Source organism: Arthrobacter sp. 24S4-2 (assembly GCF_005280255.1).
GTDB lineage: Bacteria > Actinomycetota > Actinomycetes > Actinomycetales > Micrococcaceae > Arthrobacter.
The window spans coordinates 5,199,761-5,214,206 of sequence record NZ_CP040018.1 but is presented as its reverse complement, the minus strand read 5'-3'; the positions used below and the strand labels follow the sequence as shown (position 1 = coordinate 5,214,206).

14 protein-coding genes and 3 pseudogenes are annotated in these 14,446 nt (G+C 65.4%); 8 read left to right on the top strand and 9 right to left on the bottom strand.

From position 1 onward, the window contains the following. Window position 1 precedes the first annotated feature (1 nt). Both pabB and FCN77_RS24230 read right to left on the bottom strand, forming a co-directional pair. Window positions 2–2,067 (bottom strand): annotated as a pseudogene (pabB, locus tag FCN77_RS24235) (aminodeoxychorismate synthase component I). Next, the gene (locus FCN77_RS24230; RefSeq protein ID WP_137324335.1) at window positions 2,064–2,612 is read right to left on the bottom strand and encodes a low molecular weight protein-tyrosine-phosphatase; all 549 of its coding nucleotides are present in this window, start codon (window positions 2,610–2,612) and stop codon (window positions 2,064–2,066) included. Before FCN77_RS24230 ends, pabB begins: the two are co-directional and overlap by 4 nt. Window positions 2,613–2,943: 331 nt before the next feature. Between FCN77_RS24230 and FCN77_RS24225 the strand changes: the two genes are divergently transcribed. Both FCN77_RS24225 and FCN77_RS24220 read left to right on the top strand, forming a co-directional pair. Continuing rightward, window positions 2,944–3,627 (top strand): GntR family transcriptional regulator, encoded by a 684-nt coding sequence (locus FCN77_RS24225; RefSeq protein ID WP_254678736.1) that lies wholly within the window; start codon window positions 2,944–2,946, stop codon window positions 3,625–3,627. Window positions 3,628–3,738: 111 nt separating this feature from the next. After that, window positions 3,739–4,089, top strand: coding sequence for a DUF3846 domain-containing protein (locus FCN77_RS24220; RefSeq protein ID WP_137324333.1), 351 nt, complete (start codon window positions 3,739–3,741; stop codon window positions 4,087–4,089). A 28-nt stretch (window positions 4,090–4,117) separates the two neighbouring features. Here FCN77_RS24220 and FCN77_RS24215 read toward each other — a convergent pair. The 3 genes and pseudogenes from FCN77_RS24215 to FCN77_RS27865 form a co-directional block, all read right to left on the bottom strand. Beyond that, window positions 4,118–4,435, bottom strand: a pseudogene (locus FCN77_RS24215) (DUF4113 domain-containing protein); the annotation flags it as partial. A 309-nt stretch (window positions 4,436–4,744) separates the two neighbouring features. Continuing rightward, window positions 4,745–5,938 (bottom strand): annotated as a pseudogene (locus FCN77_RS24210) (glycoside hydrolase family 32 protein); the annotation flags it as partial. Between the two features lie 517 nt (window positions 5,939–6,455). Beyond that, window positions 6,456–6,632, bottom strand: coding sequence for a PLDc N-terminal domain-containing protein (locus FCN77_RS27865; protein ID WP_137324332.1), 177 nt, complete (start codon window positions 6,630–6,632; stop codon window positions 6,456–6,458). A 341-nt stretch (window positions 6,633–6,973) separates the two neighbouring features. On the opposite strand from FCN77_RS27865, the gene FCN77_RS24200 reads away from it, so the two are divergent. Then, entirely contained in the window at window positions 6,974–7,378 is a 405-nt protein-coding gene (locus tag FCN77_RS24200) for a dihydrofolate reductase family protein (RefSeq protein WP_137324331.1), read from the top strand. A gap of 193 nt (window positions 7,379–7,571) precedes the next feature. Here the strand turns inward: FCN77_RS24200 and FCN77_RS24195 are convergent, their stop codons facing one another. Beyond that, entirely contained in the window at window positions 7,572–8,243 is a 672-nt protein-coding gene (locus FCN77_RS24195) for a LysE family translocator (RefSeq protein ID WP_254678735.1), read from the bottom strand. Between the two features lie 97 nt (window positions 8,244–8,340). Between FCN77_RS24195 and FCN77_RS24190 the strand changes: the two genes are divergently transcribed. The 4 genes from FCN77_RS24190 to FCN77_RS24175 all read left to right on the top strand — a co-directional run bounded on the left by FCN77_RS24190 (window position 8,341) and on the right by FCN77_RS24175 (window position 11,780). Beyond that, window positions 8,341–8,895, top strand: coding sequence for a CGNR zinc finger domain-containing protein (locus FCN77_RS24190; protein WP_137324330.1), 555 nt, complete (start codon window positions 8,341–8,343; stop codon window positions 8,893–8,895). 253 nt (window positions 8,896–9,148) lie between these two features. Next, on the top strand, window positions 9,149–10,225 hold the full coding sequence (locus FCN77_RS24185; RefSeq protein WP_137324329.1) for a site-specific integrase: 1,077 nt from the start codon (window positions 9,149–9,151) through the stop codon (window positions 10,223–10,225). Next, window positions 10,222–10,545, top strand: coding sequence for a helix-turn-helix transcriptional regulator (locus FCN77_RS24180; RefSeq protein WP_123253988.1), 324 nt, complete (start codon window positions 10,222–10,224; stop codon window positions 10,543–10,545). Before FCN77_RS24185 ends, FCN77_RS24180 begins: the two co-directional genes overlap by 4 nt. Beyond that, window positions 10,542–11,780, top strand: a complete 1,239-nt coding sequence (locus FCN77_RS24175) for a hypothetical protein (protein ID WP_217496145.1) — start codon at window positions 10,542–10,544, stop codon at window positions 11,778–11,780. Before FCN77_RS24180 ends, FCN77_RS24175 begins: the two co-directional genes overlap by 4 nt. Before the next feature lie 279 nt (window positions 11,781–12,059). Here FCN77_RS24175 and FCN77_RS24170 read toward each other — a convergent pair whose 3' ends face one another. Next, the gene (locus FCN77_RS24170; RefSeq protein ID WP_137324328.1) at window positions 12,060–12,737 is read right to left on the bottom strand and encodes an NADPH-dependent F420 reductase; all 678 of its coding nucleotides are present in this window, start codon (window positions 12,735–12,737) and stop codon (window positions 12,060–12,062) included. 141 nt (window positions 12,738–12,878) lie between these two features. On the opposite strand from FCN77_RS24170, the gene FCN77_RS24165 reads away from it, so the two are divergent. Continuing rightward, the gene (locus FCN77_RS24165; protein ID WP_254678734.1) at window positions 12,879–13,457 is read left to right on the top strand and encodes a TetR/AcrR family transcriptional regulator; all 579 of its coding nucleotides are present in this window, start codon (window positions 12,879–12,881) and stop codon (window positions 13,455–13,457) included. Between the two features lie 44 nt (window positions 13,458–13,501). On the opposite strand, the gene FCN77_RS24160 is transcribed toward FCN77_RS24165, so the two are convergent. Further along, window positions 13,502–14,092 (bottom strand): dihydrofolate reductase family protein, encoded by a 591-nt coding sequence (locus tag FCN77_RS24160; protein WP_137324327.1) that lies wholly within the window; start codon window positions 14,090–14,092, stop codon window positions 13,502–13,504. 7 nt (window positions 14,093–14,099) lie between these two features. Further along, the gene (locus tag FCN77_RS27860; protein WP_368074348.1) at window positions 14,100–14,288 is read right to left on the bottom strand and encodes a hypothetical protein; all 189 of its coding nucleotides are present in this window, start codon (window positions 14,286–14,288) and stop codon (window positions 14,100–14,102) included. Window positions 14,289–14,446 lie beyond the last annotated feature (158 nt).

The window sequence follows — 14,446 nt, the reverse complement described above, 5'->3', positions numbered from 1 at the left end:
GTCAGCTTTCGGGGAATCCCGTGCCGAGCGCGGCGAGGACGCCGTACGCCTTGGTCCGGATTTCGTCGTACTCCTCCTGCTGCGAGGAATCCGCTGTGATGGCGCCGCCGACGCCGAGGCTCAGTTCCGTGCGGCCCGCACCGTCGGCCCGGATCACCAGTGTCCGGATGGCCACGGCCGTGTCCATGGCCCCGCTGAGGGAAAAGTAGCCGATGGCGCCCGAATAGACCCCGCGCGGCGCTCCTTCCAGACGGTCCAGGATGGCCATGGTGCTGATCTTCGGAGCCCCCGTCATGGAGCCGGCGGGAAAGCACGCCGCAACAGCTTCGGCACGCGGCAGCCCGGGTTTCAGCTTCGCATCGATGGTGCTGACCATCTGGTGGACCGTGGCGTAACTTTCGATCGCGCAGAGCCGGCTGACAGTGACGGATCCGGCCACGGCGAAGTGGCTGAGATCGTTGCGGAGCAGGTCAACGATCATGATGTTCTCGGCCCGGTCCTTGGGGGAGGACGCCAGGTCGCTCCGCAGTTCCTCGTCCCGGGCAGGTTCCGCGGCCCGGGCCGGGTACCTTTGATCGGCTCGGCGCGCATGCCGCCGTCGGCCGCTATTTTCAGGAAACGCTCCGGCGACGTGCTGGCCACGGTGAGCTCACCGAACCGCAGGTAGCTGGCGAACGGCGCCGGGTTCTTCCGGCGCAGCGCCAGGTAGGCGCGCCAGGGGTCCAGTCCCGCGGTGCCGCCTGGTCCGGCCGGCACCGAGGCACTCACGGCGGTGGTGAGGCAGACCTCGTACGTGTTCCCCTCGGCGATTTCGTGCTGGGCGTCGGCGATCTTGAGTTTGTAGTCCCGTTCTGTGTCGCGGCCGGTGAAGGCGGGGGCGCCATGGCTACTGGTGCCGCCGGCGGCGCTTTCGACCGCTTCGGCCTGCGCTGCAGGCGCGGTGACCGCAGTGACCGCCGCGCGGGCATGCTTCAGCCACTCCGCGGTGTCGGGTGCTTCCAGGGCCAGGAGCCAGACACTGTGTTCAAGGTGGTCCAGGACCACGGCGCGGCCCGCGAAGATGAGGGCGGCGTCCGGCGTGCCGGAGGGGACGTCGCTGCCGCCGGTTTCGCGTTTGAGTTCGTACCCGAGGTATCCCAGCCAGCCCAGGGTGAACTCGCAGGCATAGCCCTCGGGTGCACGGAGGGCGCGGCGGCCCCAGACGCCGTCCAGCCACCGGAAGAACGGTCCGGCGGTTTCCACCGTGGCGGTGCCGGTGGTCAGCGTCGTCCTTCCGGAACGGTGCCTGACGTGCTGGCCGAACCGGCCGCCGTCGTCCGCCATAATGCTGAACCGACTGCGCTCGGCGGCTTTGCCCTCCGGCGGCAGGGAAGAATCCAGCCACACGGCATTCGGCGAGCGGCCGAAGAGGGCATCGAAAAGCCGGGCGGCATCCGGCCCGGCATCCAGCCGCTCGGCGTGGAGCTGGAGGCCGCGGCGCGCCGAGAGTTCAGGCAGCAGCACTGAAGCGAGGGCGGGAAGGTACTGGAGCGCCTGCAGGACGTCGTCCGGCGCGCTGCCGTCTGCCCGGTTGGAGACGCGGACGTCGGTGTGCTCCTGTACGGCGTCCGCCGCCAGCCACGCCTCTTCCTGCGCCGCCCACTGGTCCCAGAACGGTTCGTACGTGCTGCCGTCCCGCGCCAGGGCGCGGGTGCGCCGTTCATCGTCGGACGACTCGGCCCAGATCACGGCATCCAGCAGTGGGCGGGCCGCTTCGGCCGCGGCCCCGACACCTTCTACGATCACGATTTCTGCCGGCAGCGTGGTGCGGGCCTTGCCGTCATAGTGGCTGGCCCAGTCCCAGCTGACCCATTCGGCGGCCTCCCCGCGGCGGAGCGGGGCCAGCACCGTGGTGATGTACCGTTCAATGCCCGCCGCGAGCCCGTTCCAGCCGGGATAGATGTCCTCCAGGTGGAACAGCGACACTTTGCGGTGCTCCCGCAGCCGGGCGGCAAGCTCGATTGCAAGGGTGGTTTTTCCTGCGCCGGACCGGCCGTCTATGGCAATGATCACGGGTGCAGGGGTCATGAAATAGAGCGTACCTGCTGCCCGGGCTGGTTCTGTTGCCGCACTTCCTGGCGGACATGCTCCACGATTCCCGGAACGGCCGCCTTGATGAGGTCCCAGGTGACCTCAAAGTCCGCGTGACCGCCGTACCAGGGGTCCTCGATGCCCTGGTCCAGGAGGTCCCTGCCGGCCACGGCCGGATCGAAGCTGCGCAGCATCCGGATTCGCGCCAGCGCTTCCCCACCCGGGGCAGTGGCCCGGAGCCAGCCGTAGTGGTCAACATCGAGGGCGAGGATCAGGTGGCGGTCACGGAACCACTCGGGCCTCCACTCCCGCGCAATGTGCCGGTCCGAGGCCAGCTTGTGGGCAGCCAGTTTGCGGGCGGCCCGGGGATCGATGGGGCGGCCGGCCTCATAGGCAGTGGTTCCGGCTGAATCCACGACGACGGCGCCGGCGAGCCCCGCTGCTGCGAAGGCCTCGGCCAGCATCAGCTCGGCCATCGGGGACCGGCAGATATTTCCGGTGCAGACCGCGATGATCCGGTATGGGCTCGACACTGAGGACATGGAGCAAGCATGCGGGATGGTGCCCCCTCTTGGCTAGTCACGGCCCGTCCGCCTTTACCGGTGGGTAAGCAATGTTACGGATCCGGTCACATCTGACGCTGCGGCAAGCCGCCGAGCGCACCCCGGCTCGGCTAATTGACGGCGTCGACCTCGGGTACCCGAGGTCGCACGGGGCAGGAACTCTTCGACAAAATGCGGGCCGCATACCCGCTGCGGGATGCGTCCCGCAGGACCGCGGCCGAGCTGTTTCCGCCCGTGTATGCTCGGGTGGAACACTGAGCGGGGCCGTGCCTCCGGCCCCGAAGGTGACTGTACGGAGGGGAATGCGAACGTGGCCAAGCCTGTGCCCGAAACGCTGAACGGCCGCGACGACGAAGCCCGCGCCGAGCACGTCTACCAGCTGGTCCTCGAGGGCATCGTGGCCGGAAAATATGAGCAGGGCATGCGGCTGCGCGAACGCGAGCTCTCCGAACTCTATGACGTCTCACGGATTCCGGTCCGGGAAGCCATCCAGCGACTGGAGCAGGACGGCTTTGTGGAGACATTCCCGCGCCGCGGCGCCGTGGTGCGCCGGCTGACCCTCACCGACGTGCACGAGCTGTTCGACGTCAGGCTTTGCCTGGAAACCTTTGCTGCGCGGATGGCAGCCACGCGTGTATCCGGGGGCGAATCCGGTCGCCTGCTTCAGGAGCTGCTGGACGAAACCCGGGACGCGATCGACGGCGGGCGGGGGGACGACGTCGCGCGGCTCAGTGCCGAATTCCATGCCGAAATCGTCCGGCTTTCCGGCAGCCGCCTCCTCATCGAATCGGTAAAACCGCTCTTCGGACGCATGCGCTGGATCTTTGGCCTGGCGCACAACCGCAGCAACGAACTCCAGCGTGACGAACACATGGAACTGTGCAATGCCATCCTTGCCGGGAAGGCGGATCTGGCGTATTCGCTCGCGTACTCGCACATCGAGCTTGGCCGCGAGCCTGTCCTGGCCGGGCTGGCCCAGACACTGGAACCCTGACACGCTGGGCCCCCTTTACCGGGCCTAAATCCACGTTACGGAGCCGGTCAAAACCGCCGTTCAGGGGAACAGATTGAAGGGCATTTCAGTTGTCAGTAATGAGGACAAAAAATGAGCACCACTTGTACCGCCCTTGTCATTCCGGTCCGGTTGAACGAAGCCCTGCGAACCGTGGCCCTCGACGCTACCCCGGATGTCCTGCAGGTGCTGGTCGGGGGACATCTGGAGTCCGTCAGCCGCGGCGATTGGCATGTTTACCTCAACGCCGAAGGCCACTCCATGAACCTGCCGCCGAACATCCGCGCGGCGCAACTCATCTACGAGGCCGGCCTCGACCTGTCAGACGCGGCCCGCGGAACAGCTGTGTTCCTTGGCCGGACCGAACGCGGCGGCGAAGCTGACGTCCCGGAGCACCTGTTGCGGCGCGCCGCGGAAATGTTCGGCTCCCCGCTGGCGGCATAGGGGCAGGGCGCGGGATGGTCCCTCCGCTTCAGGCTGCCCGGACGACTGGCAGCTCGTCCCAGTTGGTGGTGTACCGCGGCGAGAGCATGCCGCGTTCCATGGACCAGTCGGGTCCGCCCCGGATGCCGGCATGTCCCAGGCCCACCGAGCCCCGCCCGTACTTGCGGCTGATGTCCTCCAGCAAGGTTCCTTCCTGGATCCGGGGGAGCAGCGCGTGCGAGGCTTTCGTCAGCAGCACCGGATCCGCGGTGGGCAAGGGCAACGTCACAGTGACAGTCGGGTAGGACGTATCCAGCGGGTTGTAGTGCGATGTGCCGGCGAACGCGTTGAGGACCTTGGCCTGCAGCCCGGTACGGACGCGATGAGCGCCATCGCACAGCTGCGCAACGACAAAGCCCGCCTCCGCGGCCAGCTCGAAGTCGCCATCGCTCACCTCCAGCGCCTCACTCTCGAGAACCGGGCGCTGCGCGAGGAGCTGGAACGGGCCGTGAAAGTCGTGAGGATCTGGCCAAAACGCTAGCCAGAGACAGTCCTACAGCTGGTGTCGGCTCCGACAAACCGAATCGGCCCGGGGAGAGCGCCCTGATAGACCAGTCGTGGGGCCTGCCGATGTTTCCGGCAGGCCGTGGGTGGGCACTGGAGTGCGGTGCTGTCTTTAGGACAAGGCCGTGACGGCCAGTTTCCGCACAATGGCCGTGCCGCCTTCCACGCACACTTCGGTGCCCAGGTTCCCGGACAGGGGGAACACCAGATCGCTCAGGACAACCCTGCCGCCTTGGGCGAAGACCTCCACGGAGCTCTGGTCGACGATTACACGGAGCCTTAGCACGCCGTCGTCGAGCTTCACCGGTGCCGACTCAGCCGACGCGAACTTTCCGTGGAAGGCGGTGTTTCCGGAGTTGCGGCGATCCAGGGTGAGCTGGCTCGTAACGGCATCGAAGCTGAGAACCGTTGCGGCGCTCCCGCCCGATGCGCCGAGAAGCCTGAAAGCAACGGTCCGGGCCGTGCCGGGCAGGATCTCGGCCTCGATCAGCTGGGCTGATCCGGGCGTCGCGTCGGACAGTTGCAGCAGGGAGTCGTGAAGTTCCACGTCCTGGACGGTGCGGGCCGGCTCCCCACAGTCCAACGGGAGCACCGGGCGCTGCACCAGGCGCGGCAAACCGTCCACCGTCGCGAGCTCGACCTCGCGGGCAAGCGACATCCCGGAGCGCCACGGAGACGTGGGCAAGGAGTTGGCATAGTCCCAGTTGTTCATCCAGCCGATCATGATGCGACGGTTCTCCGGGGCATTGCTGAAGGAGACGGCGGCGTAGTAGTCACGTCCCCAGTCGAGCCACAGACAGTCTCTGAGATCCGTGGTCCCGTCGGCATCCGCTGGAACGAGTGAATCAGGTTCTGCGGTGAACTGCACCCCATCGAAGTCGCCGACGAAGTACTGCCCTCCCGAGCCGCCGGCCACGGCACCCGGGTTGATATTGACCACCAGGACCCACTTGACGCTGTCCGGGTCTCCGTCGACGGGGAGCGGGAACAGGTCGGGACATTCCCATTCGCCTCCTGTGGCGTTTGCAGGGCCGAAGGTGCTCAGGTATTCCCAATCCTTGAGGTTGGCCGAGCAGTACAGCACAACCTGCTGATGCTGGGCCTCCACCGCCACTATGACCCAGCAGGAACCGGCCGGTCCCTCGTAGCGGAACACCCTGGGATCCCGGAAATGGGCCGAGCCGCGGCCAAGCACCGGGTTGCCTGCGTATTTGTTCCACGTCATGCCGGCGTCCGTGGAGAACGCGAGAGACTGGGCTTGTGTCCCGTGGTGCACCGAGCCTTCCTTGAAGGCGCTCGTGTAGACCTGAGAGCAACCGCGTCCTGGCAAACTCGGTCAGCTCGTTGGTAAGGGCTGCCAGGAGGAATGCTGCGTGATAGGGCCCGGGTCGATCGGGCTTGAAGGTCGCCAGGCACTCGGGTGCGTCGGCTCCGGCGCCCGGCCCTGACGCGATGGCGAAGCGTGCAATGACCGCCTCTCCGGTTGTACCTCGCTGTGAGGGTGTGGATACGCTGCCAGGCTCGATTCCCTTTGTGTCTGTGCGGACTGCGTAGGGGCCAAAGGCTTCGAGTTCCGCCCTCATGCGGTCACGGAGGGAGGAGTGGTGTGGGACGGAGTCCCTGCGCTCGTACATCGATCCGCCCATGGCGCTATTCTCCATTGAGCCGTTGCGTGATGGCCATCCCCACTAGGGATTGCTCGGCAAAACAAGGAACTAAGACCCCCGCCGTGAACGGGGTAGCTCATCACTAAGGTGCGAGGTCAAACGTGGCCTCAATACAGCCCGAACTCGTCGGAATGCTACTTGGTAACTAGTTGGCCCCTACTGCTTCAGGGCGGCGGTGTTCTTCACTCTGCGCCCAATCAGGAACCACGTCAACGCTCCAATGACCGGCAACGCAAGCACGATCAATGCCCAAACGACCTGGCTTCCGGTGGTGTGATTCCTGGTCCGCGCGATACTGATCAGCGCACCTATGAATAGGACCGCGTTCACCATCAATAAGAAACCCAGGATCCCAAAGACGGCACCAGAGGGTCTGCCATCTCGACTGCGGTTCCTATCATCATCGTCCCCCAAAGACCGAGTAGCTAGCGGATACGAGAAACCCTACCGCCAGCGTTCGAATACACCACGGGAGATATGAACTCTTCCAGCAGCAGGGACTGAATTCGGTGGAAACCTACTTGGAGGTCCACCAACACCTTGCGAAATTGCACCGACGAAGGACCGGGTAGGCTGCCGCTTGGGTCATGCCCTTTTCCGCCGGATCCGGGAGTGCTTCACTGAAAGGTACGACGACGGCCACGCCGCCTTTCGCCGCCACCGGAGGTACTCGAATGCGCCAGATCATCCTCATGATGTCGGTCTCCTTGGACGGGTTCTTCGAGACGCCCGACCGGGACATCAGCTGGCACCTGGTGGATGACGAACTCCTTCGCCACTTGAACGAGCAGTTCCGGACGATGGGAGCCTTCATGTTCGGACGCGTCACCCATGAGCTGATGGCCGATTACTGGCCCACTGCCGACCAGGATCCGGACATCTCGGCGGAACTCGTCGAGTTCGCCGGGATCTGGCGCGAGATGCCCAAGTTCGTCTTTTCACGGACCCTCACGCGGGCAGGCTGGAATACCACGGTGATTCACGAGGCCCCTGGTGTCCGGATGGACCTCAGGCTCGAGGGGACGCGGACGTTCGGCAACGGCGTGGTTTTGCTCCACTACTCGGGCGACGGCGCCTAAGGGGCACACCCGTCGGGAGCCGGGTTACAGGCTGCCATTTGATTTTTGGGCGGAGGGCGCGGCGGTCAGTGCGGGATTCTTCGGTCGAATATCCAGATGGCTAGGGCTGTAGCCGCACAGGCAGCCTACGCTAAGGCTGGCCGCGCCGGCGGTGTGGGCACATAGGCCCGGCGAACTCTCATCCTCAGAATCGCTACATGCGTGCTTTTTCAGGCACTTCCCGCGCGAGGAGGACCGCCACCACGCCAAGCGCCGAGCCGGTGACACGTTGCTGCCATTTCGTCCAGCTCGGCCGGGTGGAGAGGAATGCAGAGATCGACCCGGCACCGAGGACGATAAGTGCGTTCACAAGCATGCTCAGGGCAATCTGGATCGCTCCGAGGGAGAAGCCCTGGGCAATTGTTCCTCCCCGGCCCGAGTCGATGAACTGCGGAATAAGCGCAAGGTACATCACGGCTGTTTTTGGGTTCAGCAGGTTCGTGAGGAGGCCCATGCGGAAGAGCTTGCGTGCGGAATCGCGAGGGAGTGCACGAACGTCGAAGACGCCGCGACCGCCGGGCTTGAGTGCCTGCCACGCGAGGTAGGCCAAGTAGAGGACTCCTGCGGCTTTCATTCCGGCATAGAGCCACGGCACCGCGACGAACACCATCGCGAGCCCGAGGTTCGCCATCGTCATGTAGACGAGGAAGCCAGCACAGGTGCCGGCGAGAGAGATCATTCCCGCCACTGGCCCTTGACTCACACTGCGCGAGACCAGGTAGACCATGTTCGGGCCCGGCGTGAGCACCATGCCGAGTGCCGTTAGAGCCATCCCGCTTGCCGCGACCAGCGAGACTCCCGTTCCGAAGTCTGTCGCCGCGATCACGAGCGAACCGTCCTGCTCGCTGGATACATATATCGTGTCTGCAGATCGGCAGCCCAAGGAAGAATCGTCATGACTCCAACAATGATGTAATAGCCTTATGCATCTCAACCCTTACGGTGAATACGCGGTACTCCTCGCCGCCTCGTTGGCCAACGATTGGCCAGCCGATAGGGACGGTCTCGTGCAGCGGACCCGTGAGTTCGGTATGACGATGGACTACAAGCTCTCCGCCGGAGACGATTATGAGCAAACCCGCGACGTCATTGACGAGTGGCTCTCAGTCGTCGATGAACCCGATCCACAGAACAGGGCCGCTCTGTTGAACGCCCAGATGGCTGCTGCCGCCGCCTATCCGCGCCTCACCGATCACGACGGTGAAGGATGGCACCTTCACTACCGCGACCTTGACCAGGCTCTTCCGCATGTGTTGCTCGCCGTGATCAGTGTCGGAACGGCGCTGCACCTCAGCACTCGCGGCGCTCATAGGCTCAGCCGATGCGCCGCAGGGAGGTCATCAGGCGATCCCTGCAGGGCAGTGGTGGTCGATGTCACCCGCAACGGTCGCCAGCGCTACTGCTCCGTGCGCTGCGCAAACCGTGACAACGTCCGCAAACACCGCGCCCGCGCGAAGCAAGACCGCATCGTGTCATAGGCCGGTCCCGCTACGGGGAATCTGGGACTCTGACCTGCGACGTTGCAATACCGGTCTAAACAGTGGGCAATAGTCGACGAGTTCGTTGGATCCGGCTGCCGTCTATACATGGCCCCATAGCCCCGGATTCGGGCTATTAATGCCGGCAGGACTCACCTGAGGCTCCTCCTGAAAGATTGTCACCAAGCGTGTCAGAATTTCGTCTAGAAGGTGATTGCTTCATTCAGGATGAACTCGAAGTAGGAGGCAAGTCGTGACTCTGGCACTTGTGCGTGATCTTCGTGAACATCAGCGGTTGATGACTGAAGAAGAAATCGCAGACTTCGAGACCGACCTGCTCGCCGAGTTCGTGCTGGCTCGTGCCTCGGCGGGATTGGTCGACAGCACCATCCGCAACGACACCAACCATCTCGAGCTGATCAGGGCTTGGTTCGGCCGGCCTCTTTGGGAGATGCAGCCTGCCGATGCCGATGCCTATTTCGGCAAGGTACTGCGTGATGCCAGGCCAGCAACTCGGACCGGTCGGGCGGGCGCGCTGTCAGTGTTCTTCGAGTTCCTCGAGCTCCGCCACAAAGTCGAGCTGCACGGCCTTACTGGACGTGTCATCGAATGCCCGTTGGATGAGATGAACCGCCCGCGTGCCTCAACGGACCCGCAGTTGCGGGTGCCGCCCACCGAACCCGAGATCGACCGGTTGTTCGCCGGGTGGCGGGAGGAATTGGTCTCCTGCCGGAAGTTCGGTCCGGCTGCCCGCAACTATGCGGTGGCTCGGCTGGCTGCCGATGTGGGGCTGCGGATCAACGAGGCCCGCATGCTCGACCTCGATGACGTGCGGTGGGAATTGGGCCGGTTCGGCAAGCTGAACGTCCGCCACGGCAAGGGCTCGCGTCGCAAGGGGCCCAAACCTCGGCTGGTACCGCTGATCAACGGCGCCGACCGCAGTCTGCGTTGGTTCATCGAGGACGTGTGGGGCCACTTCGACGCCGACGATGCTCGCCCTGGTGCCCCACTGTTTCCGTCCGAGCGCAAGAATGGCGATGGGTCGTGCGCTCGTGCGACCGCGGACGTGTTCCGGCGCTCACTGGCCGAAGCCACGGACGCGCACCTGCCTGCCTGGTCCGGCAAGCTCACCCCGCACGTGCTGCGGCATTACTGCGCATCCCAGCTCTACCGTTCCGGGATGACGCTGTTCGCGATTCAGGAGCTGCTGGGCCATACGTGGACCGGAACGACGGCCCGGTACGTCCATGTCCACCGTTCTCACGTTGAAGAGGCCTGGCTGCGCGGCCACGAGCGCGCCACCGACCGTTGGAAGGGATTGACCTCATGAAGTGGAATCTCCGGCTGGCCGCGGCAAATCGCGGAATCTGGAAGGCCAGCGAGCTCAAGCGGATGCTCGCCGAGCGCGGCCTCGTGATCAGCGCCGGGAAGATGTCAGGGCTGTGGTCCGGCCAGCCAAACACGGTCCGTCTCGACGAGCTCGATGTGATCTGCGCGGTGCTCGGCTGCGGCGTCGAGGATCTGCTCCTGCCCGACGCCGACTCGGTGCCCGCGCCGACGCCGGCGAGCACCGAGCGCACCCTCGCTGTCGGCCAGGACCACGCAGTCAAACCGCGCGCCCGCACCGGGCGGTCGCTGCCCCCGCGGTGATCTGCGTCCGCTGCGGCTCCGTCTTCACCGACGGCCGCCGAGACCGGCTCTACTGCAGACCTAACTGCCGGAAACGAGCCTCGGAGATCCGGTGCCAGACCGGAACCCCGCCGCCCCCGAGATGGCGTCACCCGGCGCTCGGCTCCGAGAAGCCGGCCCTGCGCCTCGCGGCTGCCCGCGCCGAACAGGTCGGCCAGGCCCACGGCTGGTCACCTGCGACCTTCCTTTACGTGCTGGACGGCCTGACACTGCTGCTCAACGACCGGGCTCCGGGCGACACTGTCCCGCTCACCGAGGTCAGGCACCGCGCGTCCGAGCGAGGCCGCGGTGTCCGAATCGCCGAAGTGCTCGCTGCCGCAGGGTTGCTCGATGATGACACCGAGCCGGCGATCCGTTCCTGGATCCACCGCCGCACCAATGAACTGCCGGCCGCGTTCGCCTCCGATGTCCGTGCCTGGCTGCTCGTGCTCCTCGACGGCGACACCCGCAGCCGGCCACGATCGCCGCGAACGGTCTACAGCTACTTCGGTTCCGTCAGACCGCTGCTGGAGCAGTGGTCAGCCAGCCGCGGACACTTGCGCGAGATTACCTCCACGGACATCGCGACCGCAATCGAGCCCTTGCGCGGATGGCCGCGCAGCAACACGATCACCGCGCTGCGCTCACTGTTCCGCTTCGCCACCCGACGGCGGGTCGTCTTCACCAATCCCACAGCCCGCCTGACCAATCCCGGCGGTGAGCGCAGCCTGCTGCCGATGACCGACGCCGAGATCCGTGCGATCGAAACCCGCGTCACCACCCCCGCGCAGCGGCTCGTCGTCGCCCTGGCGGCCGTCCACGCCGCCGACGCCACGACCATCCGCGGTCTCATCCTCGACGACGTCGACCTCCCCAACCGGCGCATCACCCTCCGCGGCGTCGCCCAGCCTCTCGGGCCACTGGCCCATCGGGCCTTGAAAGTCTGGACCGAACACCGCCGCAGCACGTGGCCGCACACACCCAACCCGCATCTGCTCATCTCCCGCGGCACCGCCCACGGCGTCGGCTCCGTCAGCCAGACGTACATCACAGACCAGCTGCTGCCAGACGGTGTAGGAATCGACCGCATCCGCAATGATCGGATCCTTCACGAAGCGCTCAGCATCGGGCCCGACCCCCTGCACCTCGCCCTGATCTTCAACATAGGCCACACCACCGCGAGCAGATACACCGCTTTCGCCCAAGCCATCACCTAAGCCCAGCTCGAACACGGCGGTTAAGCCCGGAAGGTCAATCACCCTCAACGGCCCCATGCGCAATGGCGAAATCTGAACCGCGCCGGTTATCGCATTTCATCCCGAAAAAAGCCGTGGGTTCCACGGAATGGGACTTCAGTCTGGCTGAACTCACGGCGGACCGTCCCGTAAGACCCGTCCGGAGAAGTGTCCGGTGAGCGGCGGGCGGCGTTCTGCGGCAGCGGAGTGTGTCAACCGCGCGTGCCTGGCGTTGGAAGCCGTAGGACCCGTCTCCAGGGCTTAGCGGACAATCTTGAAGTTGAAGGCGGGCGTGCCGAGTGCGCCCCAAAGGCGAAGCCAGACGGGCAGGAGCATTTCGGTGCCGTGGGCGGTGGTGATGTCGCCGAGGTCAATGACATCCTGGTGGCCGAACTCCTTCAGTAGCTGGGTGACGGTGTGCTTGGCGTCGGCATCGTTCCCGGAGACGAAGACCGTGCCGCCGTCGGGGAGTGAGGCCGGATGTGCCATGAGGTCGGCGTTGAGGGTGTTGAGGGACTTCACGACGCGGGCGGCGGGGAAAGCGCGCTGGATCTGCTCGCCGAGGGAATCGGTGTCCTTGACGAACAGGGTCGGGGGCATGCCGTGGCTGAAGTCGAGGGGGTTGGCGATGTCGAGGATGACTTTGCCGTCGAGGTTTTCGGCCGCTGCCTGGGCCAGGACGTCCAGGGATGCGGCACCGTTGGTGGCGTTGACGATGAGCTCGGCCCCCGCTGCGGCGTCGCGGAAGCTGGCCAGGGTGATGCCGGCGTTCTCTGCAGCCCAGGCGGCAAACGGCGCAGTGCCCGTGGTGTCGGTGCCGGTGCGGGCAAGTGTGGCCTCAGGGTCGCGGGTGCCGATGGTGACGGTGTGCCCGAGTTCGGCCAGCCGTGCTGCGATCGTGCGTCCGACGTGCCCAGTACCGAGGATAGCGGTCTTCATGGGGTGATCTCCTTCATGCGTTTTCTGTAACAAGCGACCCGATGTGACGGATCGTTCTCGAATAGTTTGTGACGGATCGATCCGTCTGTCAAACTTGAGGAAACAAAGTTCAGGTGAAAATTCAGAAGGAGTGAGGTTTCCGTGGCACGCAAGAGTGGCGAGGATAACCGGCGCAACGTGCTTGAGGTGGCGACGCGCCTGTTCTACCAGCGGGGCATCCGTGCGGTCGGGATGGACACCGTGGTCAAGGAATGCGGCGTAGGGAACGCCACCATTTACCGCCAGTTCCCCACTAAGGACGCCCTCGCCACAGCCTACGTGCAGGGGCGAGCGGACGCCTGGTTCGAGCGCATGCAGCTGGCCGCCGAGGAGCCGTCCACTCCAAGGGGCAAATTGATGGTTGTCTTCGAAGTGCTCGCCGGGGACACGGCCGCCCCCTCCTACCGGGGGTGCCCGATGCTGAACACCAGCACGGAGTTCCCCGAGGGCCGGCACCCCGCACACCTGGTGGCCATAGAACACAAGAAGCAGGTACGGGGCTGGTTCCGCTCCCTTGCCGTCAACGCCGACGCCCAGGACCCCGGCCAGCTCGCGGACGAACTGCTCATCGTCCTCAACGGTGCCTACGCCACCGCCGCCGTCCTCGACGGCGCCACATACGGCAAGCGCGCCCTCCGCCTGGCCCGGCTCCTTATTGACAACGCCTGCCCGCCCTCCTAGGGCCTCCTTACGCGCGATGGCGCCGACGATTGAGCGTCAGCTTTTCAGCGGATTACCCGATAGCGCACGTGGGTGACGAGGCGGGTACCGCTCACTTCCGTCGGCTCAAGCTTGAGGTTCGCGACGCCGTCGAGCAGCCGCTCGCCCGCTCCCAGGACGATGGGCGCGATGTGGAGCCGCAGCTCGTCGATCAGCCCCGCCGAAAGGTATTGGCGGACGGTCTGCGGTCCTCCGGCAATGGCCACGTCCTTGCTGCCAGCAGCCTTCCGGGCCTGGGCCAACGCCGATTCGATCCCGTCGGTCACGAAGTTGAACGTCGTGCCGCCCTGCATCTCCAGGGGCTCGCGTGGATGCTGGGTGAGAACGAACACTGGGGCGTGATAGGGCGGTTCCTCACCCCACCATCCCCGCCATTCCTCATCCCACGCCCCGGGCCCAGCGAACATGTTCCGTCCCATGATGTAGGCGCCGGCCGCGAGGATGCCTTCGCGGGCGGCCGCGTTGGCTTGGGCTTCTTCGAACTGCCATCTGTGCAGCAGCTCTCCGCCCTCGCCCAGGGGCTCCGCCAGGCTTTGATTCGGGCCGGCGGCGAATCCGTCGAGGGAGATGGTCAGATCACACGTGACTCGGCTCATGCGCCCATCATGTCACCACTCGGCGGTGCGGGTCCGGCTGAGCGGCCAATAGTTGCCGCCGCCGTGCCGCTCGTAGGTGAGGACACGACAACGGCCCATGCCGAGTAGCGGCGGCCGCGTCATTCGCCTGGAAGGCCGCCCGGTGTGCGTCACCCATACGCACCTCACCGCGGATCCAGGCTCGACCGACATCGATAACGTCGCGGGGCCGGCGGTCACCTGGTTGATGATCCTTATGTTGTTGCCGGGTGGTCTTCCGTGGCCGTTGTAGGGTCGTGGCTACCCAGGGGAGGCGGGCATGGCTTTGGTTGCTGCCGGACGACTCAGGTCGTGAAGGCTTCGAAGAATTGGCCG

Excerpts from the sequence above, each read along its gene's own strand:
- FCN77_RS24230 (WP_137324335.1), bottom strand. The coding sequence starts at position 2,612 with ATGTCCTCAGTGTCGAGCCCATACCGGATCATCGCGGTCTGCACCGGA.
- FCN77_RS24220 (WP_137324333.1), top strand. The coding sequence starts at position 3,739 with ATGAGCACCACTTGTACCGCCCTTGTCATTCCGGTCCGGTTGAACGAA.
- FCN77_RS27865 (WP_137324332.1), bottom strand. The coding sequence starts at position 6,632 with ATGGTGAACGCGGTCCTATTCATAGGTGCGCTGATCAGTATCGCGCGG.
- FCN77_RS24200 (WP_137324331.1), top strand. The coding sequence starts at position 6,974 with ATGCGCCAGATCATCCTCATGATGTCGGTCTCCTTGGACGGGTTCTTC.
- FCN77_RS24190 (WP_137324330.1), top strand. The coding sequence starts at position 8,341 with ATGCATCTCAACCCTTACGGTGAATACGCGGTACTCCTCGCCGCCTCG.
- FCN77_RS24180 (WP_123253988.1), top strand. The coding sequence starts at position 10,222 with ATGAAGTGGAATCTCCGGCTGGCCGCGGCAAATCGCGGAATCTGGAAG.
- FCN77_RS24170 (WP_137324328.1), bottom strand. The coding sequence starts at position 12,737 with ATGAAGACCGCTATCCTCGGTACTGGGCACGTCGGACGCACGATCGCA.
- FCN77_RS24160 (WP_137324327.1), bottom strand. The coding sequence starts at position 14,092 with ATGAGCCGAGTCACGTGTGATCTGACCATCTCCCTCGACGGATTCGCC.